Origin of the sequence: Microbacterium sp. Root166 (assembly GCF_001427145.1) — a bacterium.
GTDB lineage: Bacteria > Actinomycetota > Actinomycetes > Actinomycetales > Microbacteriaceae > Microbacterium.
Genome location: NZ_LMGL01000001.1, coordinates 222,838 through 246,377, shown reverse-complemented (window position 1 = coordinate 246,377; position 23,540 = coordinate 222,838). Strand labels below are relative to the sequence as shown.

The following is a 23,540-nucleotide window of genomic DNA, read 5'->3' as shown; positions in this document are numbered from 1 at the left end:
TATCGCGGCGTTCCGTCAGGCGGTGCCGCGGGCGCTCCAGGCCGTCGCGGTCACCGTGAACGGCGCCGGCGGGAGCAGGTCGAGGCACTGCGCCCTGACCCGTTCGCGATCCGCGTCGCTGAGCGCGGCGAGCTGCTTGCCCGCCGGCGACACCCCGAGCGTGTAGGGATCCCACCAGTCGTCGAAGGTCGCGTAGTCGACGTCGACGGACAGCTCGGACTCGGTGACGCCCGCGCAGCCGGCGTCTTCGAGCAGCGCGCCGAGGTCGCCCGCTCGAGCCCCCACTCGATCGGTCTCGTCGTCGGCGCCGGACACGACCGACCGAAGGGCGCGGAAGAACGCGCTCTGCGGCGCCCGCCCGCCCGCGAAGTCCCACACGCACGCGGCGACGACGGCTCCGGGCCGCGCGACCCGCACCATCTCGCGGGCGCCGGCCGCGGCATCCGTCATGAAATGAACCACGAGCTGGGCGAGCACCGCGTCGAAGGCGTGGTCGTCGAACGGCAGCGCCTCGGCCGTGCCATGGCGGATGTCGGCCCACGGGAAGCGGGCCCGCGCGGCGGCGACGAAGCTCTCGGCGGGGTCGACGCCGGCGACCTCGTCCTGACCGAGCCTCGCGCTGAGCACGGCCATCGAGCGCCGGGGCCGCAGCCCACGTCGAGCGCCCGGCCCGATTCCGGCACGCCGGCGAAATCCGCGAACACGCCGGCGAGGGGCTGCGAGTACCGGCCCATGAACCGGTCGTACGCCTCGGCGGCGACGTCGAACGACATGCGGGCAGTCTAGGGCGAGAGGTCGATCGCGTATAGATGCAGTCGTCGTCAGGTACTTGATGTGATACAGTACTCGACATGACAAAGGACGACGCCTTCGCGGCCGACCTGCTGCGCGGGCACACCGACACGATCGTGCTGGGCGTGCTACGGCGTGGCGACGCGTACGGCTTCGAGATCTACAAGGCGATCCGCGATGCGACCGGCGGGGCCCACGAGATCAAAGAGGCCACGCTCTACGCCACCTATCGCCGTCTCGAGAAGGACGGCCTCGTCGAGTCCTACTGGGGCGACGAGAGCCAGGGCGGCCGCCGCAAGTACTACCGCATCACGGACGCCGGCCGCGCCGTCTTCGGCAGCAACGTCGCGGCCTGGACCGCGACGCGGCGCATCATCGACTCGCTCCTGGAGGGCACGGACAAATGACCGAGAACACCGACATCCATCGCCTGCTCGACGAGGCCTTCGCCGGCGTCGCGATGACGCCCGACGCGCAGGACCTCAAGGAGGAGGTGCGCGCCAACCTGATGGCGCGTGCCGCCGAGCTCGAGAGTGCGGGTCGCACCCCCGCCCAGGCCGCGCGTCAGGCCATCGCCGAGCTGGGAGACGTCCGCGATCTCCTCGACGAGGACACGGATGCCGCACCCCGCGCCCGCAGCGACTACGCCGCGCTGCAGCAGAGACACCACGTCAAGCCGAAGGCGGGGTTCGTCGTCCGGGCCGTCGTGTGGTCGCTCATGTTCGTCGTCGCCGCGACGGTCGCGATCCTCATCGCGACCGGGGTGCTTCCGCTGCCGGTGCAGCTCACCATCGGGCTCATGGGCGTGGCGTCGACCGGCCTGGCGTACCTGGTCGGCGATTCGCTGTCGCAGGAGACGACCACGAATCACCCGATGCCGCTGAACCGTGCCGCGGGCTACTTCCTCGCCACCCTCATCGGCACGTACGGGCTGGGCATCGGCGTGCTGGTGGCGCTGGCGGCCCTTCCACTGTGGTGTATCGTCTTCGCCGCTGTCGGCGTGATCGGCGCGATCATCCTGTTCGCGTTCCTCTTCGCCTCGCAGACCAATCGCCACAAGGCCTGGGTGCGGCAGGCGCAGCACGACGCCTCCCGCGTCCGCAACCGCTTCGAGGAGGAACCCGAGACGGCGGCGCGCTTCGGCATCTACTCCGCGGTCATCTGGCTCGTCACGTTCGCCGTGATCGTGGTGCTGGTCTTCACGGTCGGCTGGTGGTGGGCGCCCCTGGCCTTCGTCGGCGGATTCGCCGCCATGATGCTGCTGCTCGCCCGCATGCTCTTCGCTCCCGACAAGAAGGCGTGACCCCGCGGGGCGCGCACCGGGCGGCCTAGGCTGATCCGGTGCGCGCCCCCGATCCCGTCCACGCCGTCGCCGATGCCTATGTCCGCGAGCTCGCCGACCACGAGCCCGACGCGGCGCAGGCGCTCGGACTCGATGACGGACCGCCGCTCCCCGATCTCGGCCCGCAGTGGCTGCAGCGCAAGTACGAGCTGCAAGGCGAGACCCTCGAAGCGCTGGCGGCCACCGGCCCGGGCGATGAGGTGCTCCGGCTCGCATTGCGCGAGCGCCTGGAGCGCGAGCGACTGCTCTTCGACACCGGCTTCACGCCGCGCCTGGTCGCGGGGCTGGCGACGCCGGTCCATCTGGTGAAGTACGCGGTCGAGGGTCTGACCGTCACCCCGGATGCCGCGGGCGATGCGCTGCTGCGCCGCCTCGAGGCCGTGCCCGCCGCCGTGCGTCAGTACATCGAGGCACTGCGCTGGGCCCGTGACCACTCCGCCCGCTTCGCTGCGGGAGGCGTCGCCCCGGTGCGCCAGCTCGACACCCTCGCCGCCCAGGTCGAGGCCTGGATCGCGGGGGACTGGTTCGGGTCGGTTCCGGTGTCGCCGGAAGCCGCCGCGCCGGCTGCCGACCGGGTGCGCGCGGCGGGCGTCGAGACGGCGAGGGCGCTCGGCGAGCTCGTGCGTGTCCTTCGGGAGGAGCTGCCGTCGTTCGCCTCGGCGGACGGCGTCGGGGCGGCCGCGTACGCCGACATCGCCGCCGCGATGCTCGGCGCCCAGATCGACGTGGCAGAGACGTACCGGTACGGGTGGGTCGAGCTCGAGCGGCTTGTCACCGAGGCCCGCGTGCTGGCGAGCGGTCTCGGCGGCTCGGGCGACGACCCCGTGCGTGCCGCGGCATCCGCTCTCGATCTCGATCCGCGCTACCGGCTCGAGGGGGTCGACGCGATCCGCGCATGGCTCACCGAGCGCGTTGGGGCGAGCATCGACGCGGTCGGCCCGGCATTCGATCTGCCGTCGTCGGTGCACGACGTCGAATGCCTCGTATCGGAGTCGTCGGCGGGCGTGGTCTACTACTCGCCCGGCGCTCCGGACGGCTCGACGCCGGGCCGCGTGGTCTGGACCATACCCAGCGGTGTGCCGGTGGCCGCGACGTGGCAGGAGGTGACGAGCGTGCACCACGAGGGCGTGCCGGGCCATCACCTCCAGTTCGTGCTCACCGCCTCGTACCCCGAGCTGCACCCGTGGCAGCGGCACCTGTGTCACATCCACGGGTACGCCGAGGGCTGGGCGCACTACGCCGAGCAGTTGGCCGACGAGCTCGGGCTCGTGCGCGACGACGCCGAGCGGCTCGGTCTGGTGCTCGGGCAGATCTGGCGCTCCGTGCGCATCGTCGCGGACATCGGCCTGCACACCGGGATGCCGGTGCCGTCCAACCCGCTGGTGCCCGCCGGCGACTGGACCCCCGAGCTCGCGCGGCGCATGCTGGTGGACTTCGCCATGGTCGAGCCGGCGCTCGCCGGGTTCGAGGTCGACCGCTACCTGGGCTGGCCCGGGCAGGCGCTGGCCTTCAAGGTCGGGGCCCGCCTGTGGAATGAGGCGCGTGCCGTCAGGCGCTCGCAGCTCGGCGACGACTTCTCGCTGCGCGACTTCCACCGTGACGCGCTCGCGCTCGGGCCGATGGGCCTCGACCCGCTGCGCGAGCTGCTGACGGCGCGCGCCTAGGCGCGCGTGCGGCCGAGGTCGTCGCGCACGACCACGCCGCCGCTCATGACGAGATCGAGTCCCCGAAGGGCGCCGATGCCGGCGGTGGGATCGTCCGGCATCGCGATCAGGTCCGCGGCGAGGCCCGGGCGCAGCATCCCGTACACCGACTCGTCGCCCAGCCAGCGCGCCGGTCCGGCGGTGGCGGCGCGCACGACCTTCGCGGGTGCGAGCCCGCCGGCCTCCATGTGCTCGAGCTCGCGCACGACGGCCGTCGTGCCCTCGAAGTCCCAGTACGGCGGCATGTCGCTGCCGAGGAGGACCTCGACGCCCGCATCGAGGGCGTATCGGTACGACGCGCGGTGGCGCTCCGCCGCGCCGAGCGACCGAGCCTGCATCCACGGCGGGACGCCGAGGTCGTCGAAGAACGCCTGCGCGCTCGTGACGACCAGCGTCGGGACCAGCGCGCAAGAGTGCTCGGCCATGAGCCTCGCGACCTCGGGAGTCAGCTCGTAACCGTGCTCCACGCAGTCCAGGCCGAGCTCGACCGCCTGGGCGATCACCTCGGCGGGCCCGGCGTGCGCGGTGACCTTGCGGCCCCAGGCGTGCGCGGTCGAGATCGCGGCGGCCGTCTCGTCGGGGGTGAGCTGCGCCGTCGTGATCTGCTCGTGCTCTCCGGCGATCCCGCCCGAGATCATCAGCTTGACGAGGTCGGCGCCGAGTGCGATCTGGCCGCGAACCCCGCGCGCGAACTCGTCCGCGCCGTCGCACTCGATCGTGTCCTCGGTCTCGTGACCGTGACCGCCGGTGCAGCACAGCGCCCGCCCGGCCGTGCGGATGCGGGGCCCCGCCGTCCATCCCGCGTCGATCGCGCGTCGCAGGGCGAAGTCCGCCCCGGCCTTCTCGGCCACGCATCGCACGGTCGTGACTCCGGCCAGGAGCGTCCGGCGTGCGGCATCCGCCATGTACAGCGCCAGCTCGTGGGGCCCGAGAGCGCTCACCGCGTCGCCGCCGGGTCCCGGCAGCGAGAGCGAGAAGTGGTTGTGCATGTTGACCAGGCCTGGCATGACGTACGCGCCGCCGAGGTCGAAAGTCCTGGACGTCGGGCGGACGGATGCCGCAGCCACGACGTCGGCGATCACGCCGTCCTCGATCACAAGGGCCAGGTGCTCTCGCGGACCGGTGTCGCTGCCGTCGATCAGCTGCAGATTCGTCAGCGTGAGGCTGCCGCCCGGGGGCAGGCCGGCGGGCACGCCGAATCCGCTCACGCCAGTGCGTCCACGATCGGGCGGAACTTGACGCGCGTCTCGAGCAGCTCGGTCTCGGGGTCGCTGCCGGCCACGATCCCGGCTCCGGCGTGGGCGACCACCGGGATGGTGTCGCTGTACTCGGCGAAGCGGTGCGACGGCTCGGCGCCGATCTGCGCGCACCGGAGGGCGATCGCCCACTCGCCGTCGCCGGCAGCGTCGACCCAGCCGACCGGGCCGGCGTAGCGACGTCGGTCGAAGGGCTCGATCCTCCGGATGACCTCGATCGCGGCATCCGTCGGTGTTCCCGCCACGGCGGCTGTGGGGTGCAGCGCCGCGACCAGGTCGAGCGCAGAGGCGTGGTCGGCGATCTCGCCGGCGACGTCGGTGGCGAGATGCCACAGGTTCGGCAGCTCGAGCGCGAACGGCTCGTCGTCGGCCCTCAGGGTTCCGGTGTGCGGGGCGAGGGCATCGAGCACGCTGCGCACCGCGTACTGGTGCTCGTCGAGGTCCTTGCCGCTGTGCGAGAGGCGGAAGGATGCCGCGGCGTCATCGTCCGAGTCGGCTCCGCGCGGGAACGTCCCGGCCAGCACGCGGGCGGTCACGTCGCCGCCCGACACCGTGACGAGCGTCTCGGGGCTCGCGCCGATGAGCCCGTCCACCGCGAAGGTCCAGGTGTCGAGGTAGTCCCGCGAGAGAGCACGCACCAGCCGGCGCAGGTCGGCCCCGGCGGGCACCGTGCCCACCAGGTCGCGCGCGAGGACGACCTTGCCCACCTCACCGGCGGCGATCGCGTCGAGCCCGGCGCGCACCGCCGCCTGATATCCCTCGGGATTGAGCTCGCCGGGACCGAGGGTCGCCGACCAGTACGGACCGTAGGGGACCGGCTCGACCGCGGGTTCCTCGAGGTCGGCGACGGTCGAGCGGATCCGGGTGAGCCAGGAGCGGCCGTCGCGCCGGCCGATGATCGCCTGGGGGATGATCAGGCGGCTCGAGGCGGCGGAGCGCTGGTCGAAGACGAGGGTGCCGAAGGCCACGAGGCCGGTGCCATGCAGGCCGACCGGATCGTCGATGTCGGCCTCGGCCGAGACGGCCCGCCACCAGTCCGCCGGGGAGATGCGGGCGTCGTCGCCGGGATCGGGCCTGCCGGCACCGCCGGCCTGGTACCCGCCGACGCTCCCGATGCCGACGATGCCCTCGCCCCGGCGCAACCACGCGAGCGGCGAGGCGGGGTCCGTGAACGCGAGGAGGTCGTCGACCGGGTCGATCTCGCGCGTCTGCACCACCAGACGGGGCGGGCGGCGCGGGAAGGTCACCCCTCAAGCCTAGACTCGCGGGGTGACCGACAACGCCGTCTCCGCGAGGCCCGAGCCGGGCACCCGGCTGATGTTCCGCTGGCGCAAATGGGACGGCGGGCCGCACTGGGTGCACGAGTGCGTCTACCTCGGCAGCGACGAGTGGGGCGACTGGTTCGGCCAGCTCCCCGGGTGGGACAGCTCACGTCCCGGACGCACGTTCGAGCCGCAGCATCCGAACGTCACCCTCGTTCCGCCGACCGGCGACTACGCGTTCACCCGCAACGCGGCCCCGCACCGCACGCGCACGTACATCGACCTCGCGTGGGACCTGCGGTGGCAGGACGGCGAGCCCACCGGCATCGACATGGACCTCGACGTCGTCGACCACGCCGAGCGCGGGATCTACATCGACGACCGCGATGAATGGGACGAGCACCGCGTCGCGTATGCGTACCCGGCCGAGGTCGTCGAGCACCTCGACGCCCTCGCCGCCGACCTCGAGCGGCGGGTCTCGTCCGGCGAAGCACCGTTCGACGAAGGCACCGCCGCGGTCTGGCTCGAGCGGCTCGAAGAGCTGAGCAAGGCCGACGCTCCGCCCGCGGCCTAGACTCGACGGGTGGCAGCCCACCCCTCAGAGCACGAGCCGAACCGCGCCGATCTGCGCAAGGACCCCTCGCGCGTGAGCGGGATGTTCGACCAGGTGGCCCCCGCCTACGATCGCACGAACACCGTGCTGAGCATGGGCAACGACCGCTTCTGGCGGGCCGCCACGACGCGCGCCGTGGCGCCGCGCCGCGGTGACCGCATCCTCGACCTGGCCGCCGGCACCGGGGCCTCGAGCGTCGCCCTCGCCCGCAGCGGAGCGACCGTCGTCGCCGCCGACTTCTCGCCCGGCATGATCGCCGAGGGCGAGCGCCGGTACGGCCGCGGGGCGGCGGGCGGCGGCATCCGCAATCTGTCCTTCGTCGAGGCCGACGCGACCGATCTGCCGTTCGAGGACGGCGAGTTCGACGCCGTCACGATGTCGTTCGGGCTCCGCAACGTCAACGAGCCCAAGAAGGCGCTCGCCGAGCTGCTGCGCGTGACGCGCCCCGGCGGCAGGCTCGTCGTCTGCGAGTTCTCGCACCCGCCGTCGCGGACCTTCAACGGGCTCTACCGCTTCTACAACGACCGCGTGCTGCCGGTGGTGGCCAAGACCATGAGCTCGAACGCCGAGGCCTACGACTACCTCAACGAGTCGATCCGCGACTGGCCGGATCAGCGGGAGCTCTCGGCCTGGATCCGTCAGGCCGGGTGGACCGATGTCGCCCACCGCAACCTCTCGATGGGCATCGTCGCTCTGCACCGAGCCGTCAAGCCCGGCCGGTAGGCTGGCCTGGTGACTCCCTCAGCGCCGGGCTCGCGCATTGCGGGCAAGCTGGGCCTCTCCGACCGCGTCTTCGCCGGGCCGAGGTCTCGCAAGCTCCTTTCGGTCGTCGAGGCGGGCCTCGCGCGTGTCGACGCCGCGCTCGAGAACGAGCTGCGCGTCGCCGACTCGCTCGCCGACGCGACGAGCCGGTACCTGTACGAGGCCGGCGGCAAGCGCGTCCGCCCCATGCTCGCGCTGCTCACCGCGCAGCTCGGCGACGGCGCCACCGACCGCGTCATCGACGGCGCCACCGCCCTCGAGATGACCCACCTGGGCTCGCTGTACCACGACGACGTGATGGATGCCGCGGACAAGCGCCGCGGAGTGCCCAGCGCACACGCGATCTGGGGCAACAACGTCGCCATCCTGACCGGCGACCTGCTGTTCTCCCGCGCGAGCCAGATCATGGCGCGGCACGGCGAGGGCGCGATCCGCCTGCAGGCCGACACCTTCGAGCGCCTCGTGCTCGGGCAGATGCACGAGACCGTCGGACCGAAGGAGGGCGAGGACCGCGTCGCGTTCTACCTCCAGGTGCTCTCCGACAAGACCGGGTCGCTCATCGCCGCCGCCGCGCAGGCCGGCGTGATCTTCTCCAACGGTCCCGAGGAGTACGAAGCGCCGCTCATCGCCTTCGGCGAGAAGGCCGGCGTCGCGTTCCAGCTGCTCGATGACGTCATCGACCTCTCGGCCGACCCCGACGAGACGGGCAAGGTGCCCGGCACCGACCTGCGCGCGGGCGTGCCGACCATGCCGTACCTCGTGCTGGGTCAGCGCACCGACGCGTCGTCGCGCGACCTGCGCGACCGCATCGACGAGGGCGTCGCCCGCATCGCCGACGGCGCAGATCCCGCCATCCTCGACGACGCGCTCGCCGAGCTCCGCGAGCACGAGGCCACGCAGGCCACCCTCGACCTCGCCCACGCCTGGTCGCGCGAAGCCGTCGACGCCCTCGAACCTCTCCCCGACGGCGCGGTGCGCGAGGCGCTCACCCGCTTCGCCCAGGCCGTCGCCGACCGCTCGAGCTGAGGCTCGCCGAAAGGACCACCATGACCAAGCTCCGACTGGCGATCGTGGGCGCAGGCCCCGCGGGCATCTACGCCGCGGACATCCTGCTGAAGGCCGAGCGCAAGTTCGACGTCTCGATCGACCTGTTCGAGCAGCTGCCGGCCCCGTACGGACTGGTCCGGTACGGCGTGGCACCCGACCACCCGCGCATCAAGGGCATCATCACGGCGCTGCGCGAGGTGCTCGACCGCGGCGACATCCGCCTGTTCGGCAACGTGCGCTTCGGCCAGGACATCACGCTGGAAGACCTGAAGCACCACTACAACGCGGTGATCTTCGCCACCGGCGCGATCCGCGACACCGGTCTCGACATCCCCGGCATCGACGCCGCCGGCTCGTACGGCGCCGCCGACTTCGTGAGCTGGTTCGACGGGCACCCCGACGTGCCGCGCGAGTGGCCCCTCGACGCCGAGTCCGTCGCCGTGATCGGCAACGGCAACGTGGCCCTCGACGTCGCCCGCATGCTCGCCAAGCACGCGGAGGATCTGCTGCCCACCGAGATCCCCGAGAACGTCCATGCGGGGCTCGTGGCCAGCAACGTGACGGACGTCCACGTCTTCGGTCGCCGCGGACCCGCGCAGGTGAAGTTCACCCCGCTCGAGCTGCGCGAGCTCGGCGAGCTGCGCGACGTCGACATGGTCGTCTACGACGAGGACTTCGACTACGACGAGGCCTCGAAAGCGGCGATCGCCAGCAACAAGCAGGTGCTGGTCATCGACCGCGTGCTGCAGTCGTGGCGCCAGCGCCCGAGCGTCAACAACGCCGGAGGCGATGCATCCCGCCGCCTCCATCTGCACTTCTACGCGAAGCCGCTGGAGATCGTGAAGGATGCCGAGGGCCGCGTCGCGGCATTCCGGTACGAGCGCACGCGCCCGGACGGCGAGGGTGGGGTCGTCGGCACCGGAGAGATCCGCGAGATCGCCATCCAAGCCCTGTACCGCGCGGTCGGATACTTCGGCTCGCCGCTGCCGGGTGTGCCGTTCGACAAGCGTCACGGCGTCATCCCCAACCACGAGGGCCAGGCGCTGCACAAGGACTCCAACGAGCGCGTCCCCGGCGTGTACGCGACCGGCTGGATCAAGCGCGGCCCGGTGGGGCTCATCGGGCACACCAAGTCCGACGCCATGGAGACGGTGCGTCACATCATCAACGACCAGGGGTCGTGGTGGCAGCCGGCCGATCCGTCCGAGGGGGCGATCCCCGCACTGCTCGCCGAGCGCGGTGTGCGATGGACCGATCTGGACGGCTGGCACCTGCTGGACGAGCACGAGGTCGGCCTCGGCGCCCCGCACGGACGCGCGCGGGTGAAGGTCGTGCCGCGCGACGAGATGGTCACGATCTCCCGCGGCGAGTGAGCCGGGGTGTCTGCCGCACCTAGGGGCGCGCGTCAGCAAGCCGGGGGTCTGGGGCGGAGCCCCAGTTAGGGGCGCGCGTCAGCAAGCCGGGGGTCTGGGGCGGAGCCCCAGTTAGGGCCTCGCGTCAGCAAGCCGGGGGTCTGGGGCGGAGCCCCAGTCAGGGCCTCGGCGGGTGGCCGCCGTTCTCGCTCAGGCTCCACACGAGCTCGAGCGGGACGCTGACCGCGTCGCCTTCGACGGGCTCGAGGTGTTCGGCGACGGCGGCGTGCCAGGCGGGATCGTGCTCGATCGGGGGACCGGCCACGGCGTCGGCGTCATCGCTGAAGATCACGTGGAAGAGGTCCTGGCCGTGGCGGAAGATGAGCCACTCGCTGTTGCCGCGCCGCACGAGATCGGTGGCGAGCCAGTCCGGGACCGTCGCGTGCAGGGCCTCGTACGACTGCTCCATGCCGGGCTTGAGCCGGGTCCGGATCGCGCGGATGCTCATCGGCTCACCTTCCGGCGCCGCTCCAGCTGCGAGTCGCCGCTGGCATGACGGCGGAACTTCTCGGCCGCCTGCTGAGGCCGGTCGTTCTCGAGCGACCGCAGCAGATCGCGATGGGCCTCGGCGACGTCGCCCCAGTCGCCGTCGAAGTCGGGGTCCGACAGCACGTGGAGCGAACGGAGGCTCGGCTCGAGGACGTCCCACATGCGCGGCAGGTACGAGTTCCCGCTCGCGGCGATCACGGCACGGTGGAAGGCGAAGTCCAGCTCGCGGAACATGGTGACGTCGGCCCGCGCCGCGGCTCCCGACATGTCGTCGATCAGCGACTCGAGCACGTTCGTGGACTCCTGGTCGAGACGGCCGCAGGCGAAGCGGCCCGCCATCTCCTCGAGCGCGACCCGGGCGGTCTTGGCGGCCTCGGCATCCTGCCGGGAGTGATCGGCCACGAAAGAGCCGTGGTGGCGGACCTGGGTCACCAGCCCGTCATGGGCCAGCCGGCGCAGCGCTTCGCGGACGGGGGACTGGCTCACCTGCAGCTGGCGTGCGAGCCGCGACTCGACCAGCTGGTGTCCCGGCTCGAGGGTGGAGTCCGTGATCATGCCGCGGATCATCGCATAGATCTGGTCGGAAAGGAGGCCTTTCTCCAGACCCGGCATGCGCTCAGCGGACTCGGACATACCTCTACGGTACCCGATAATCGACTATCGCTAATGATTAACTCGGAATCGGTCCTGTGGACTCTCTCGTCACCAGGCTCGTGGCCAGCGACTGCTCGTCAAAGCCGTAGTCGCCGGTTACCAGCATCCGGGCCGCCGACTGCCCCAGTTCCGCGAGCGGAATCCGCACCGTCGTCAGTGCCGGAGTGGGAAGCGCCGCGCCGAAGATGTCGTCGAAGCCGATCAGGCTGAGGTCCCTCGGGATCTCGATTCCGGCCGTGCGGCAGGCCTGCATCACGCCGAGGGCCATCAGGTCGTTGTAGGCGATCGCGGCGGTCGCGCCGGACGCGCGCAGGCGGGGCAGCAGGTCCTGCCCGCCCTGCATCGTGGGCTGACCCGGACCGATCTCGACGATGGACAGGCCGCGCTGCACCGCGCAGGCGAAGAGCGTGCTCCACCGGATGCGGTTGGTCCAGGACGTCGTGGGCCCGGACAGGTACGCGATGGAGCGGTGCCCCAGTCGCTCGAGGTGCTCGACCGCGGCCTCAACGCCCGGAGACAGTGACGGAGTGACCGCGGGGATCGACGGCACGAGCCGGTTCACGAGGACGACGGGCTTGACGGAGGCGAGGTCCCGGATCTCGTCGTCGGAGAGCCGGGAGGCGACGAGGATGAGGCCGTCGGCCGCGGACTGCAGCCGGCGGGCGGCGTGCAGCTCCTGCTCGACGGACTCCTGCGACTCGGAGAACACCAGGGTGAGGCCGTGCTCGGTGGTCACCCGCTCGGCGCCGCGGATGACGTCGAAGTAGACCGGGTTCGTGATGTCGGAGACGATGAGCGCGATGGTCGAGGTGCGACCCGTGGGGAGTGCGCGGGCCATGGGATTCAGGCGGTAGCCGATGCTCTCCGCCGCCGCGCGGATGCGCTCCTCCGTCTTCGCATTGATGCGACCAGGCTTGTTCAGCGCGCGTGAGACCGTGGACGGGCTGACGCCGACTGCGCGCGCGACGTCGTAGATAGTGGGGATTGGCTTCCGGTTGCCATCCTGCGGTCCCCGCGAGGGATCCGTTGTCGCCACGGCAGTGCTCCCTTCTTGACTTCTTGAGCCATGCTCGCACATCGGCGGCGGATTCGGGAGTTGGCAACCGATTGACAAAAGGATGCCGCATCCTCATACTGAGTCGCGTGAGTGGACTTGACCCGGCAATGACTGCCGACCCTGTGCGGCGCGATCCCGACCGCCTCTTCCCCGCCGATCCGTCGACGCGGGCGATCGCGCGCGACCTGTACGCGCGCGTCGCGACGGCGCCGATCATCTCGCCCCACGGCCACGTCGCGCCCGGTCTCCTCCTCGAGGACCGCGCATTCCCCAACGCCGCCGAGCTGTTCGTCACCGAGGACCACTACGTCACCCGGCTGCTCCACGCGTCGGGCGTCAACGTGCGCACCACGACCGACGGGACGACGTGCGACCCGCGCGAGGTGTGGCGCACGCTCGCCGATCACTGGCACCGCTTCGCCGGCACCTCGAGCGCGTTCTGGCTCGAATCCGAGCTGCACGAGGTGCTCGGCATCCGCTCGTCGCTGTCGCCCGAGACCGCCGACGCGATCTTCGACGAGATCGGCGCCCGGCTGGCCGAGCCGGAGTTCCGGCCCCGCGCGCTGTTCCGCCGGTTCGGCATCGAGTTCCTCGCCACGACCGACGATCCGCTGGACGACCTGGCCTCGCACGCCGCCCTCGCCGCGAGCGGCCTGGGCGGCCGCGTGGTCCCCACCTTCCGTCCCGACCGCTACGTCGATCCCGATGCGGCGGGCTTCGCGGGCAACGTCGCGGCCCTTCTCGCCGCGACCGGCGAGGCTACGACCTTCGCGGGATACCTCGATGCGCTGCGCGCCCGGCGCGAGCACTTCGTGCGGCACGGCGCGGTCTCGACCGACCACGGGGTGGAGGAGGCGTTCACGGCCGCGCTGTACCCGCACGAGGCGGAGCGGCTCTTCCAGGCCGTGCTCGCAGGGACGGCCGATGCCGAACAGCGGCGCCTGTTCCGGGGTCACATGCTCTTCCAGATGGCGGGCATGAGCGTCGAGGACGGCCTCGTCATGACGATCCACGCGGGGGTCTTCCGCAACCACAGCAGCGAGACCCTGCGCCGGCTGGGCGCCGACTCGGGGCACGACATCCCGGTGCAGACCTCCTTCACGCGCGGCATCCGTCCGATGCTCGAGGCGTTCGGCCTCGAGCCGGGCTTCCACGTCGTCCTGTTCGCGATCGATGAGACGGTCTTCTCGCGCGAGCTCGCGCCGCTGGCCGGGTTCTACCCGAGCGTGTACGCCGGCGCCCCGTGGTGGTTCCTCGACGCCCCCGACGCGATGGCCCGCTACCGCTCGGCGATCACCGAGACTGCCGGCTTCTACCGGACCTCCGGCTTCATCGACGACACGCGTGCGTTCCTGTCTATCCCGGCGCGGCACGACACTGCGCGTCGAGCGGATGCCGCGTTCCTCGCGCGCCTCGTCGCCGAGGGCCGCGTGCCCTTGCGGCTCGCCGAGCGCATCGCCGATGATCTGGTCAGCGCCATCCCGCGAGAGGTGTTCAAACTGTGAGCGCTTCCCTGACCGTCCCCCGGCTGAACCGCTCCGCTCTCGACGCCGCTCGGGCCGTCGCCCCGCCGGTGCGGATCGTGCACGTCGGACTCGGCGCGTTCCATCGCGCGCACCAGGCCTGGTACACCGCGCATGCCTCCGACGCGGGGGAGTGGGGGATCGCCGCCTTCACCGGCCGCTCGCCGCTCGCCGCCGAGCAGCTCGCCGCACAGGACGGCGTCTTCACGCTGGTCGAGCGCGGTCCCGAGGGCGATCGCTGGGAGCTCGTCGCGAACATCGTCCGCGCGCTTCCCGGGTCCGATCTGCCGGCCTTCGTCGCGCTCGTGGCCGACCCCGCCGTCGCCGTCCTGACCCTGACGATCACCGAAGCAGGCTACCGCCTCGACCCGAACGGGCTGCTCGACCCGGCCGACCCGGGGACCCTGGCCGACATCGCGCTCCTTCGCGAGGGGATCGCCGACCGGATCGACCTCGGGCGGCTCGAGCCGGCGACGTCGCTCGGACGGGTCGTGCTGGGCCTCGAAGCGCGGCGCCGCGCCGGTGCCGGCGGTCTCGCGGTCGTCCCGTGCGACAACCTCCCCGACAACGGCGCCGTACTCAGCCGAGCCCTCGAGACCCTGGCCCGCGCGATCAGCCCGGAGCTCGACCGCTGGCTGCCCACCGGGATCTCGGTCGTGTCCACGAGCGTCGACCGCATCACGCCGCAGCCGACCGCCGACGACCGCGCACACGCGGCAGCCGCCACCGGATGGACGGATGAGGCGGCCGTCGTCACCGAGCCGTTCTCGGACTGGGTGCTCTCGGGAGACTTCCCCTCCGGTCGCCCGGACTGGGCCAGCGCCGGTGCGCGGTTCGTCGACGACATCGCCCCGTGGCAGCTGCGCAAGCTCTGGATGCTCAACGGCGCCCACACCCTCCTGGCATCCCTCGGCTCGCTCCGTGGCCACTCGCTGGTGAGCGAAGCCATCGCGGACCCCGCGTGCCGCGACGCCGTCGAGCGACTGTGGGACGAGGACGCGCGCCACCTCCCGGGCGTCGACACCGACGCCTACCGCGCCGCGCTCGTCGAGCGGTTCTCCAACGCCCGCATCGAGCACCGCCTCGTGCAGATCGGCGGCGACGCGGCGACCAAGGTGAAGCTGCGGATCGTCCCCGTCGCGCTGCGCGAACGCGCCGCCGGCCGTGCGGCGGAGGGCTGCGCGACGGCCGTCGCCGCATGGATCGTCGCCGTCCGATCCGGGCTCTACCCGGCACCCGCGGGGTCCGCAGCGGGTGTCGGCACCCGCTCCCTCATCACTTATCTCGATCCGGTGCTCGGTGCAGACGATGACTTCCGCGACCTCACCGACTCCCTTCTCACGCGCCTCGGCGCAGCCATCACGACCACACAGAGCGCGCCGAGCGCGACACGAAAGGACACCCGATGATCATCGACAGAGCTGAAGTCATCGTCACGAGCCCGAGCCGCAACTTCGTCACGCTGCGCCTGACGACCGACGACGGTCTCGTCGGCATCGGCGACGCGACCCTCAACGGCCGCGAGCTGGCCGTGGTGGCCTATCTCAAGGACCACGTCGTGCCGCTGCTGCTGGGCCGCGATGCGCACCGCATCGAGGACACCTGGCAGTTCCTCTACCGCAGCGCCTACTGGCGCCGGGGGCCGGTGACCATGGCAGCGATCGCCGCGGTGGACATGGCGCTGTGGGACATCAAGGGCAAGGCCGCCGGCATGCCGGTGTACCAGATGCTCGGCGGCGCGTCGCGAACCGGCCTCCTGGCCTACGGTCACGCCTCGGGCACCTCGAACGAGGAGCTCTTCGACTCGGTGCGATCGCACCAGGAGCAGGGCTTCAAGGCGATCCGCGTGCAGACCGGGGTGCCGGGCCTGAAGTCCATCTACGGCATCGCCTCCAACGCGACCTACGAACCGGGCAGCGGGAAGAAGGGCCGGTACGACTACGAGCCGGCCGTCCGCGGCGCGCTGCCCAAGGAAGAGGACTGGGACACGCGTTCCTACCTCCGTCACGTGCCCACCGTGTTCGAGGCCGTCCGCAACGAGTTCGGCCCGGAGCTTCCGCTCCTGCACGACGGCCACCACCGCATGACGCCCATCCAGGCCGCCCAGCTGGGCAAGTCGCTCGAGCCGTACGACCTGTTCTGGCTCGAGGACTGCACGCCGGCCGAGAACCCGGAGTCGCTGCGCCTGGTCCGTCAGCACACCACCACGCCCCTCGCGATCGGCGAGATCTTCAACACGGTGTGGGACTACCAGCAGATCATCCGCGAGCAGCTGATCGACTACGTGCGCGGTGCCGTCACCCACATGGGCGGGATCAGCCACCTGAAGAAGACCCTCGACTACGCCGCGCAGTACCAGATCAAGTCGGGCATGCACGGGCCCACCGACATCTCGCCGGTCGGCATGGCCGCCGCCATGCACCTGGGGCTGTCGATCCACAACTTCGGCATCCAGGAGTACATGAAGCACAGCGACCGCACGAACGAGGTTTTCCAGCAGTCCTTCACCTGGACGGACGGGATGCTGCACCCCGGCGATCTTCCAGGCCTGGGTGTTGAACTGGATGTCGACGCAGCCGGCAAGTACCCGTACGAGCAGGCGTACCTGCCCTTCAACCGGCTCGCCGACGGCACCGTCCACGACTGGTGACCGTCGCGGGACGGTCGTGACTGCTGCACACGCCCGCGTGTACCGGCTGGGTCAGTCCGCGGGCCGAGCGGCCCGCTCGATGAGCCGGTCGAGTGCGGGCAGGCTCGGACGCTCCGGCTTCGAGCTCAGGCCGAGAGCGTGATTCATGAACGCATCGACGGCGGCCTCGACGTCGCCCTCCTCGAGGACGTCGAGCAGCTTCCGGTGGCTCTCCGCGATGACATGCCAGTCGCCTTCGTACATCGGGTCCGACAGCACATGCATGGAGCGCAGGCTGGGCTCGACGATGTCCCACATGCGCGGCAGGTAGACGTTGCCGCTGGACTCGATGACCATGCGGTGGAACCGGAAGTCGTTCTCGCGGAAGTCGGCGATGTCGTCGCGGTCGGCCGCCGCGTGCATGGCGTCGACGATGCTCAGCAGGCTCGCACGCATCTCGGGCGTGACGCGGGTGCACGCGACGCGCGCGCCGACGGCCTCCAGGGCGACGCGGGCGACGCGGGCCTGCTCGGCCTCGTGCTGCGAGAACTCGGTGACGAAGTTGCCGTGGTGGCGGACGTGGGTGATGAGACCGTCGTGAGCGAGTCGCTTGAGCGCCTCGCGTACGGGGGCCTGGCTGACGCCGAAGCTGCGGGCGAGCTTGGACTCGACGACCTGCTCGCCGGGCAGCAGCTGCCCGTCCTTGATCATCGCCTTGAGCTGGTCGTAGATCTGGTCGGACAGAAGGCCGCGTTCCAGCTGCATTCCGTCGGCGATGTGAGCGGTCATATCCCGAACCCTAGTCGATGATCGACTATCGCTGGCAGGGCTTGATGTATTCAGGGAAATATGTTCCAGTCTGGCATCTCATGGGACGAAGGGGGCGGCGCTGCCGCGTCAAGCCACCGGTGTGAGGGGCCGCGACAGGTTAGTTTTGGGGAGGTCGTCGCGAGCACCCGAGCCGCGACGGAGGGAGGAGCGGTGAGCGGTATGGATGCCGATGGCACGGCCGCCCTGCTCGATGACCGTTACCGGCTGGGCGAGTGCATCGGCGAGGGCGGGATGGCGCGCGTCTACCGCGCGGAGGACATCAGCCTCGGCCGCACGGTGGCCCTCAAGCTCATGCGCCCCGGTGTCGACGGGACGCAGTCGGACCGGGCGCGCAGCGAGATGACGGTCCTGGCCTCGCTCAACCATCCGTCGCTCGTCACGCTGTTCGACGCACGCCTGGTCCCCGGTCAGCCCGAGTACCTGGTGATGGAGTTCGTCGACGGGCCGACGCTCGGTGCGCGCCTTGCCGCGGGTGCCCTGGCGCCTGCGATGGTGGCGCACCTGGCCGGTGAGCTCGCCGAAGCACTGCATGTCGTCCACGCAGCCGGGATCGTGCACCGCGACATCAAGCCCTCCAACGTGCTGCTCAGCCCCGCCCAGCTGCCCGGTTCCCGCCCGCGCGCCAAGCTGGCTGATTTCGGGATCGCGTACCTGCTCGACGCGTCGCGACTGACCTCGCCCGGGATGGTCGTCGGAACCGTCGCCTACCTCGCGCCCGAGCAGATTCGCGGCGGCGAGCCCTCGCCCGCAGCCGACATCTACTCGCTCGGGCTCGTGCTGCTGGAGTGCCTCACCGGGGAGCGCGCCCACGCGCACGGCGGGGGCATGGCAGCTGCGCTCGCGCGGCTGGAGAATCCGCCGACGATCCCCGACTCGCTGGATCCGCGGTGGAGCGCTCTGCTCACGCGCATGATGGACCTCGACCCGTCGCGGCGGCCGACCGCCGCCGAGGTGGCGTCGGCCGCCGCAGCCCTCGCCGACGGGGCGCAGGTAGTGGCCGCGCCCGCGGATCAGACTGCCGTGACCGTCCCGTTCACCGCGCCGACGCTGATCGCTCCGGCCGGGGCTCTGGCGGCGGCATCCGCTTCGCCTGCCGCCGGATCGCCCCCGCCGGTGGTCGCGGCTCCCGCAGGACGGGCCGATCGACGCCCCCGCCGCCGGCGGATGCTGGCGCTCATCGGTGGCGCGCTCGCTGTCGTCGCCATCGCACTCGCGGCGGTCGTCGGCTTCTCGATGCTCGGCGGACCGGGTGTCGCACCGGAGCCGCAGCTGACGGTCCCCGTCGTCACGGATCCGTCCGAGGCGCCGCCCGCCGACGACGACACCGGTGAGCAGGGCGACGGCGGGAAGGGCACGACCGAAGAGGAGCGCAAGGCCGCCGAGGAGGCTCGCAAGAAAGCCGAGGAGGAGCGCAAGAAGCTCGAAGAGGAGCAGAAGAAGCAGGAAGAGAAGGAACGCAAGTCGCAGGAGGACGACGACTAGCGCCGACTCATCCGGCCGCAGCGCTCGCTACCGGTAATTCTCGCTACCGGTAGTTGATGAACTGCAGGTCGACCTCGAGGTCGGCGCCCTTCAGAAGTCGCTGGACCTCCTGGAGGTCGTCGCGACTCTTGGACTGCACGCGCAGCTCGTCGCCCTGGATCTGCGACTTGACGCCCTTGGGGCCCTCGTCGCGGATGAGCTTGCTGATCTTCTTGGCGTTCTCGGACGAGATGCCGTCCTTGATCGTCGAGACGATCCGGTACTCCTTGCCGCTGGCGAAGGGCTCTCCGGACTCGAGGCTTTTGAGCGAGATGCCCCGCTTGATCAGTTTGGACTGGAAGACGTCCAGCACGGCCTTGGCGCGCTCCTCGGTGCTCGCCTTGATGAGCACGGACTCGCCGCTCCATTCGACCGAGGCGCCGGTGCCCTTGAAGTCGTAGCGCTGCTCGATCTCCTTGCGCGCCTGGTTCAGTGCGTTCTCGGCCTCCTGGTGGTCGACCTTGCTCACGATGTCGAAGGAAGAATCAGCCATGCGCGAGAGTCTAGCTTCCGTCGAGCGGGCTCCGCGGGCCGATCGCCGCCTTGGAAGCGCTTGCACTTGCGGGGGTTTCGCGGGCTTCCCGCGTTATTCGCACGTCACGAACTCGTATCGATCGAACCAATCACAGGTTGCGCTCAGGGCCGATCATGGTAACAATGTAAGCGCTTGCATAAACGCGAGCTGAAGAACGGTCTTCTCGGTGCTCGCGCCGGCCGGACCGGTCGGATCCCAACAGCACTTGAGAGAGGCACACCGATGAAGGTGAACAAGAAGGGCGCGCTCGCACTGAGCGCCCTCATCGCGGGAAGCGCCGTGGTGCTTGCCGGTTGCGCAGGCGGCAGCGGCGAGGCCCCCGAGGCCAGCTCCGCCGGCGAACTGACGGTCTGGGTCGACTCGGAGCGCGTCGATGCGCTTCAGGGCGCGGCGGACGACTACACCGAGCAGACCGGCGTGAAGGTCAACCTGGTCGGCAAGGACAACAACACCATCAAGGATGACTTCATCCAGCAGGTGCCGACCGGCGAGGGCCCCGACATCACCATGGGCGCCCACGACTGGCTCGGCGAGCTGTCGACCAACGGCGTCGTCGCCCCGATCGAGCTCGGCGACAGCGCCGAGGGCTACCTCCCCGTCGCGCTGCAGGCGTCGACCTACGAGGGCACCGTCTACATGCTCCCGTACGCCGTCGAGAACATCGCCGTGCTGCGCAACGCCGACCTCATCCCCGAGGCAGCGACGAGCTTCGACGACATGATCGCCAAGGGCCAGGCCGCCGGCCTCGCGCAGCCCTTCGTGGTCGAGCAGGGCGTCGAGGGCAACCCGTACCACCTGTACCCGTTCCAGACCGCCTTCGGCGCTCCCGTGTTCGGCACCGACGCCGAGGGCAACTACGACCCGGCCGACCTGCAGATGGGCAGCCCGGGCGGCTTCGAGTTCGCCACGTGGCTCGGCGCCCAGGGTGCCGCGGGCACGCTGAACACCGATGTCGACGGCCAGATCGCCAAGGACAAGTTCCTCGCCGGCGAGGCGGCCTTCTGGCTGACCGGCCCCTGGAACGTGGGCGCGGCTGTCGACGGCGGCATCAACGTCGAGATCGACGCGATCCCCAGCCCGACCGCTGAGGTCGCTTCGCCGTTCGCCGGCGTCAAGGGCTTCTTCGTCAGCGCCGAGTCCGAGAACAAGGTCGCCGCGAACGACTTCCTGGTCAACTACATCGGCACCGAAGACGTCCAGCTCTCGCTGTTCGAGGCCGGCAACGTCCTCCCGGCGCTGACCGTCGCGGCCGACGCTGCGGCGAGCGACCCGATCATCGCCGGCTTCCAGGCCGTCGGTGAGAACGCCGTCCCGATGCCGGCCATCCCGCCGATGGGCGCCGTGTGGCAGTTCTGGGGTCTCTCGGAGGCCGAGATCATCAACGGCGCAGACCCGGCAGCGACGTGGCAGAAGCTCGTCGATGACGTGACGGCAGCCATCCAGTAAGACTGATCCAACGATCACCCTGATCCGCCCCGGGGATGCCTCGGCATCCCCGGGGCGCATCATGGCACGAGGGACGACAATGAGCGACACACTCCAGACCACCGAGACTCCGGCGCCGCCCACCGCCAAGCAGCGACGGGCGACTCGAATGGCGGATGCCGCGGCCGGCCCCGTCCGCTGGCTCATCCTCAAGATCCTCGCGCTGGCGGTGGTGGACGCCATCGCGGTCTACGCGGTCTTCGTCCTGTTCCTCAACCGCGAGTGGCTCGTGCTCGCCTCCGTCGTGGTCGTGACCATCCTGGTCAACTGGATCTACTTCTCGCGCAAGCGGATCGCTCCCAAGTACCTGACGCCGGGCATCATCCTGCTCATCGTCTTCCAGATCTTCACGCTCGTGTACACGGCGTACATCGGCTTCACGAACTACGGCACGGGCCACAACGGCTCCAAGGAGCAGGCGGTCGCCTCGCTCATGCGCTCGGCTCTCGAGCGCGTCGAGGACTCGCCGACCTTCGGTGTCACCGTCGTCGAGCGCTTCGGCGAGCTCGGCCTGCTCGTCACCGACCCGACCGACGACGACGTGAGCGTCGGCACCAACACGATCCCACTGGAGCCGGTCGAAGGCGCTCAGATGGAGAACGGCAAGGCCGTCGCCGTCGACGGCTGGACCTCGCTCGCCTTCGGCGACGTGGTCGCGCGCAGCGCCGAGATCGAGTCGCTCGCCGTCCCGTTCAGCACCGACCCGAACGACGGCGCCATCCGCACGCCGGACGGGCAGAACGGCTATCAGTACGTCTCGAGTCTCGAGTACGACGAGACGGCCGACACGATGACCGACACCAACACCGGCGAGGTCTACACCGACAACGGCGAGGGCGCCTTCGTCTCGGAGAGTGGCGAGGAGCTCCTGCCCGGCTGGCAGGTCTGGGTCGGCTTCGACAACTTCGTCCGCGCGCTGACCGACGAGACGATCCGCGGCCCCCTCATCTCGGTGATCATCTGGACGTTCGTCTTCGCCATCGTGTCGGTGGCGTCCACCTTCTTCCTCGGGCTCCTCGTGGCGATCACGCTGAACAAGCCCTCGATGCGCGGGCGCTACCCCTACCGGATCATGCTGATCCTGCCGTACGCGTTCCCCGCGTTCCTGGGCGCCCTGGTCTGGGCGGGCATGATGAACGAGAGCTTCGGGTTCATCAACCAGGTGTTCCTCGGCGGAGCGGAGGTGCCCTGGCTGACGGATCCTGCACTCGCCAAGGTCTCGATCCTCATCGTCAACCTCTGGCTCGGCACGCCGTACATGTTCCTGGTCTGCCTGGGTGCCCTTCAGGGGCTGCCGGAGGACGTCAACGAGGCCGCCGTCATGGACGGCGCCAACGCGTGGCAGATCTTCCGCCGGATCAAGCTGCCGCTCCTCCTGGTGACGGTGACGCCGCTGCTGATCGCCTCGTTCGCGTTCAACTTCAACAACTTCAACCTGATCTACATGCTCACCAACGGCGGTCCGCGCTTCCCCGACACCGCGATCCCCGTCGGGCACACCGACATCCTGATCTCCATGGTCTACAAGGTGGCGTTCACCGGGCAGAACCGCGACTACGGTCTCGCGTCCGCTTTCACGATCCTGATCTTCATCGTCGTCGCGACCATCGCCGTGGTCCTCTTCCGACGGACCAAGGCCCTTGAGGAGCTGAACTGATGACCGAGCAGCGCATGCCCTTCGCCGAGCAGGGAGCCGTGGTGACGGTGCCCGGCCCCGCCCCCGAGCAATCCTGGGACGGTGACGTCGCCGGCAAGCCCCGCCGTCGCGGCTTCGGCGCCTGGTTCCGCGACACCGGCTGGCGCCATGTGGTGGCCGTCGTCGCGTGTGCCTTCGCGATCTTCCCGCTCCTCTACGTGGTGTCGGCCTCCCTGAACCCCCGCGGCACGCTGACCGGATCGAATCAGCTCTTCGCGGCCATCGGCTTCGACAGTTACGTCCGCATCCTCACGGATCCGCAGATCCCGTACGTGCAGTGGTTCATCAACACGCTCGTCATCGCTGTGGTCACCGGCCTGCTCATGGTCTTCATCGGAGCCTGCGCGGCCTACGCGTTCTCGCGCATGCGCTTCAAGGGGCGCCGAATCGGCCTGATCACGATCGTCGTCGTGCAGATGTTCCCGCAGCTGCTGGCCGTCGTCGCGATCTTCCTTCTCATGACGAGCATCGGCGAGTGGTTCCCGGCGATCGGCCTGAACACGATCTCCGGCGTGATCCTCATCTACCTCGGCGGCGCGCTCGGTGTGAACACCTTCCTCATGTACGGGTTCTTCAACACGATCCCCACCGAGATCGACGAGGCCGCGCGCATCGACGGGGCCGGTCACGCCCGCATCTTCTTCACGATCATCCTGCGCCTGGCGGCGCCGATCCTGGCGGTGGTGGGACTGCTCTCCTTCATCGGGATCGTCAACGAATTCGTGATCGCGAGCGTCGTGCTGATCGACTCCGACAAGCAGACGCTGGTCGTGGGCCTCACGAAACTCGTCTCCAACCCGCGCTACGCGGACTGGTCCGGTTTCGCCGCAGGCGCCGTGATGGCGGCCCTTCCGGTCGTGATCCTCTTCCTGCTCCTGCAGCGCTACATCGTCGGTGGGCTGACGGCGGGCGCGACCAAGGGCTGAGCGTC

The 23,540-nt window shown here is 70.3% G+C and carries 22 protein-coding genes; 14 read left to right on the top strand and 8 right to left on the bottom strand.

Annotation, left to right across the window (positions count from 1 at the left end):
- Nucleotides 1–15: 15 nt before the first annotated feature.
- Nucleotides 16–633 (bottom strand): class I SAM-dependent methyltransferase, encoded by a 618-nt coding sequence (locus tag ASD56_RS01105; protein ID WP_235565462.1) that lies wholly within the window; start codon nucleotides 631–633, stop codon nucleotides 16–18.
- A 218-nt stretch (nucleotides 634–851) separates the two neighbouring features.
- Here ASD56_RS01105 and ASD56_RS01100 point away from each other — a divergent pair, with 218 nt between their 5' ends.
- From ASD56_RS01100 to ASD56_RS01090, 3 genes are read left to right on the top strand one after another with little or no spacing between them, the layout of a single operon-like run.
- A complete protein-coding gene (locus ASD56_RS01100) occupies nucleotides 852–1,199 on the top strand; it encodes a PadR family transcriptional regulator (protein ID WP_055960263.1) in 348 nt (115 codons plus the stop codon).
- Nucleotides 1,196–2,095 carry a permease prefix domain 1-containing protein gene (locus ASD56_RS01095; RefSeq protein ID WP_055960260.1) on the top strand — a complete coding sequence of 300 codons (900 nt, stop codon included), beginning with the start codon at nucleotides 1,196–1,198 and terminating at the stop codon, nucleotides 2,093–2,095. Before ASD56_RS01100 ends, ASD56_RS01095 begins: the two co-directional genes overlap by 4 nt.
- A 38-nt stretch (nucleotides 2,096–2,133) precedes the next feature.
- Nucleotides 2,134–3,798, top strand: a complete 1,665-nt coding sequence (locus tag ASD56_RS01090; protein WP_055960257.1) for a DUF885 domain-containing protein — start codon at nucleotides 2,134–2,136, stop codon at nucleotides 3,796–3,798.
- Here ASD56_RS01090 and ASD56_RS01085 read toward each other — a convergent pair.
- Together ASD56_RS01085 and ASD56_RS01080 are read right to left on the bottom strand one after the other, a co-directional pair.
- Nucleotides 3,795–5,045 (bottom strand): metal-dependent hydrolase family protein, encoded by a 1,251-nt coding sequence (locus tag ASD56_RS01085; RefSeq protein WP_200947434.1) that lies wholly within the window; start codon nucleotides 5,043–5,045, stop codon nucleotides 3,795–3,797. The two genes, ASD56_RS01090 and ASD56_RS01085, sit on opposite strands and share 4 nt — an antisense overlap.
- Nucleotides 5,042–6,340 (bottom strand): isochorismate synthase, encoded by a 1,299-nt coding sequence (locus ASD56_RS01080; protein WP_055960254.1) that lies wholly within the window; start codon nucleotides 6,338–6,340, stop codon nucleotides 5,042–5,044. The genes ASD56_RS01085 and ASD56_RS01080 overlap by 4 nt, the downstream gene beginning before the upstream one ends.
- A 22-nt stretch (nucleotides 6,341–6,362) precedes the next feature.
- Between ASD56_RS01080 and ASD56_RS01075 the strand changes: the two genes are divergently transcribed.
- From ASD56_RS01075 to ASD56_RS01060, 4 genes are all read left to right on the top strand, one after another.
- Nucleotides 6,363–6,929, top strand: coding sequence for a DUF402 domain-containing protein (locus tag ASD56_RS01075; RefSeq protein WP_235565461.1), 567 nt, complete (start codon nucleotides 6,363–6,365; stop codon nucleotides 6,927–6,929).
- A gap of 81 nt (nucleotides 6,930–7,010) precedes the next feature.
- Nucleotides 7,011–7,691 carry a bifunctional demethylmenaquinone methyltransferase/2-methoxy-6-polyprenyl-1,4-benzoquinol methylase UbiE gene (ubiE, locus tag ASD56_RS01070; RefSeq protein ID WP_235565564.1) on the top strand — a complete coding sequence of 227 codons (681 nt, stop codon included), beginning with the start codon at nucleotides 7,011–7,013 and terminating at the stop codon, nucleotides 7,689–7,691.
- 9 nt (nucleotides 7,692–7,700) lie between these two features.
- Nucleotides 7,701–8,756 (top strand): polyprenyl synthetase family protein, encoded by a 1,056-nt coding sequence (locus ASD56_RS01065; RefSeq protein ID WP_055960249.1) that lies wholly within the window; start codon nucleotides 7,701–7,703, stop codon nucleotides 8,754–8,756.
- Between the two features lie 20 nt (nucleotides 8,757–8,776).
- Nucleotides 8,777–10,150: an FAD-dependent oxidoreductase gene (locus tag ASD56_RS01060; RefSeq protein WP_055960246.1), complete on the top strand. Its 1,374-nt coding sequence runs from the start codon at nucleotides 8,777–8,779 to the stop codon at nucleotides 10,148–10,150.
- 157 nt (nucleotides 10,151–10,307) lie between these two features.
- On the opposite strand, the gene ASD56_RS01055 is transcribed toward ASD56_RS01060, so the two are convergent.
- The 3 genes from ASD56_RS01055 to ASD56_RS01045 are packed head-to-tail and all read right to left on the bottom strand — an operon-like array spanning nucleotide 10,308 to nucleotide 12,368.
- Nucleotides 10,308–10,637, bottom strand: a complete 330-nt coding sequence (locus tag ASD56_RS01055; protein ID WP_055960243.1) for an L-rhamnose mutarotase — start codon at nucleotides 10,635–10,637, stop codon at nucleotides 10,308–10,310.
- Complete coding sequence (locus tag ASD56_RS01050) at nucleotides 10,634–11,311, bottom strand: GntR family transcriptional regulator (RefSeq protein WP_055960240.1); 678 nt, start codon at nucleotides 11,309–11,311, stop codon at nucleotides 10,634–10,636. The genes ASD56_RS01055 and ASD56_RS01050 overlap by 4 nt, the downstream gene beginning before the upstream one ends.
- 37 nt (nucleotides 11,312–11,348) lie before the next feature.
- Nucleotides 11,349–12,368 carry a LacI family DNA-binding transcriptional regulator gene (locus tag ASD56_RS01045; protein ID WP_055960237.1) on the bottom strand — a complete coding sequence of 340 codons (1,020 nt, stop codon included), beginning with the start codon at nucleotides 12,366–12,368 and terminating at the stop codon, nucleotides 11,349–11,351.
- A gap of 128 nt (nucleotides 12,369–12,496) precedes the next feature.
- Between ASD56_RS01045 and uxaC the strand changes: the two genes are divergently transcribed.
- The 3 genes from uxaC to manD are packed head-to-tail and all read left to right on the top strand — an operon-like array spanning nucleotide 12,497 to nucleotide 16,562.
- Nucleotides 12,497–13,894, top strand: a complete 1,398-nt coding sequence (gene uxaC, locus ASD56_RS01040) for a glucuronate isomerase (RefSeq protein WP_055960235.1) — start codon at nucleotides 12,497–12,499, stop codon at nucleotides 13,892–13,894.
- Complete coding sequence (locus ASD56_RS01035; protein WP_082541158.1) at nucleotides 13,891–15,321, top strand: mannitol dehydrogenase family protein; 1,431 nt, start codon at nucleotides 13,891–13,893, stop codon at nucleotides 15,319–15,321. Before uxaC ends, ASD56_RS01035 begins: the two co-directional genes overlap by 4 nt.
- Nucleotides 15,318–16,562 carry a D-mannonate dehydratase ManD gene (manD, locus tag ASD56_RS01030; protein ID WP_055960232.1) on the top strand — a complete coding sequence of 415 codons (1,245 nt, stop codon included), beginning with the start codon at nucleotides 15,318–15,320 and terminating at the stop codon, nucleotides 16,560–16,562. Before ASD56_RS01035 ends, manD begins: the two co-directional genes overlap by 4 nt.
- Nucleotides 16,563–16,613: 51 nt before the next feature.
- On the opposite strand, the gene ASD56_RS01025 is transcribed toward manD, so the two are convergent.
- On the bottom strand, nucleotides 16,614–17,330 hold the full coding sequence (locus ASD56_RS01025) for a GntR family transcriptional regulator (protein ID WP_082541157.1): 717 nt from the start codon (nucleotides 17,328–17,330) through the stop codon (nucleotides 16,614–16,616).
- 201 nt (nucleotides 17,331–17,531) lie between these two features.
- On the opposite strand from ASD56_RS01025, the gene ASD56_RS01020 reads away from it, so the two are divergent.
- Nucleotides 17,532–18,854 (top strand): serine/threonine-protein kinase, encoded by a 1,323-nt coding sequence (locus tag ASD56_RS01020; protein ID WP_157535810.1) that lies wholly within the window; start codon nucleotides 17,532–17,534, stop codon nucleotides 18,852–18,854.
- 43 nt (nucleotides 18,855–18,897) lie between these two features.
- Here ASD56_RS01020 and ASD56_RS01015 read toward each other — a convergent pair whose 3' ends face one another.
- Nucleotides 18,898–19,386: a YajQ family cyclic di-GMP-binding protein gene (locus ASD56_RS01015; RefSeq protein ID WP_055960225.1), complete on the bottom strand. Its 489-nt coding sequence runs from the start codon at nucleotides 19,384–19,386 to the stop codon at nucleotides 18,898–18,900.
- A gap of 264 nt (nucleotides 19,387–19,650) precedes the next feature.
- Between ASD56_RS01015 and ASD56_RS01010 the strand changes: the two genes are divergently transcribed.
- The 3 genes from ASD56_RS01010 (at nucleotide 19,651) to ASD56_RS01000 (ending at nucleotide 23,535) form a co-directional block, all read left to right on the top strand.
- On the top strand, nucleotides 19,651–20,874 hold the full coding sequence (locus ASD56_RS01010) for a sugar ABC transporter substrate-binding protein (protein ID WP_055960222.1): 1,224 nt from the start codon (nucleotides 19,651–19,653) through the stop codon (nucleotides 20,872–20,874).
- 79 nt (nucleotides 20,875–20,953) lie between these two features.
- Nucleotides 20,954–22,570, top strand: coding sequence for a maltose ABC transporter permease MalF (malF, locus tag ASD56_RS01005; protein ID WP_055960219.1), 1,617 nt, complete (start codon nucleotides 20,954–20,956; stop codon nucleotides 22,568–22,570).
- Nucleotides 22,567–23,535 carry a sugar ABC transporter permease gene (locus tag ASD56_RS01000; protein ID WP_442922390.1) on the top strand — a complete coding sequence of 323 codons (969 nt, stop codon included), beginning with the start codon at nucleotides 22,567–22,569 and terminating at the stop codon, nucleotides 23,533–23,535. The genes malF and ASD56_RS01000 overlap by 4 nt, the downstream gene beginning before the upstream one ends.
- Nucleotides 23,536–23,540: the final 5 nt, after the last annotated feature.

What these genes read in the sequence shown, in the direction of transcription:
- ASD56_RS01025 (WP_082541157.1), bottom strand. Translation starts at nt 17,330, where the DNA reads ATGACCGCTCACATCGCCGACGGAATGCAGCTGGAACGCGGCCTTCTG.
- ASD56_RS01100 (WP_055960263.1), top strand. Translation starts at nt 852, where the DNA reads ATGACAAAGGACGACGCCTTCGCGGCCGACCTGCTGCGCGGGCACACC.
- manD (WP_055960232.1), top strand. Translation starts at nt 15,318, where the DNA reads ATGATCATCGACAGAGCTGAAGTCATCGTCACGAGCCCGAGCCGCAAC.
- ASD56_RS01055 (WP_055960243.1), bottom strand. Translation starts at nt 10,637, where the DNA reads ATGAGCATCCGCGCGATCCGGACCCGGCTCAAGCCCGGCATGGAGCAG.
- ASD56_RS01020 (WP_157535810.1), top strand. Translation starts at nt 17,532, where the DNA reads ATGGATGCCGATGGCACGGCCGCCCTGCTCGATGACCGTTACCGGCTG.
- ASD56_RS01050 (WP_055960240.1), bottom strand. Translation starts at nt 11,311, where the DNA reads ATGTCCGAGTCCGCTGAGCGCATGCCGGGTCTGGAGAAAGGCCTCCTT.
- ASD56_RS01095 (WP_055960260.1), top strand. Translation starts at nt 1,196, where the DNA reads ATGACCGAGAACACCGACATCCATCGCCTGCTCGACGAGGCCTTCGCC.
- malF (WP_055960219.1), top strand. Translation starts at nt 20,954, where the DNA reads ATGAGCGACACACTCCAGACCACCGAGACTCCGGCGCCGCCCACCGCC.
- ASD56_RS01015 (WP_055960225.1), bottom strand. Translation starts at nt 19,386, where the DNA reads ATGGCTGATTCTTCCTTCGACATCGTGAGCAAGGTCGACCACCAGGAG.
- uxaC (WP_055960235.1), top strand. Translation starts at nt 12,497, where the DNA reads ATGACTGCCGACCCTGTGCGGCGCGATCCCGACCGCCTCTTCCCCGCC.
- ASD56_RS01060 (WP_055960246.1), top strand. Translation starts at nt 8,777, where the DNA reads ATGACCAAGCTCCGACTGGCGATCGTGGGCGCAGGCCCCGCGGGCATC.
- ubiE (WP_235565564.1), top strand. Translation starts at nt 7,011, where the DNA reads ATGTTCGACCAGGTGGCCCCCGCCTACGATCGCACGAACACCGTGCTG.
- ASD56_RS01010 (WP_055960222.1), top strand. Translation starts at nt 19,651, where the DNA reads ATGAAGGTGAACAAGAAGGGCGCGCTCGCACTGAGCGCCCTCATCGCG.
- ASD56_RS01105 (WP_235565462.1), bottom strand. Translation starts at nt 633, where the DNA reads ATGGCCGTGCTCAGCGCGAGGCTCGGTCAGGACGAGGTCGCCGGCGTC.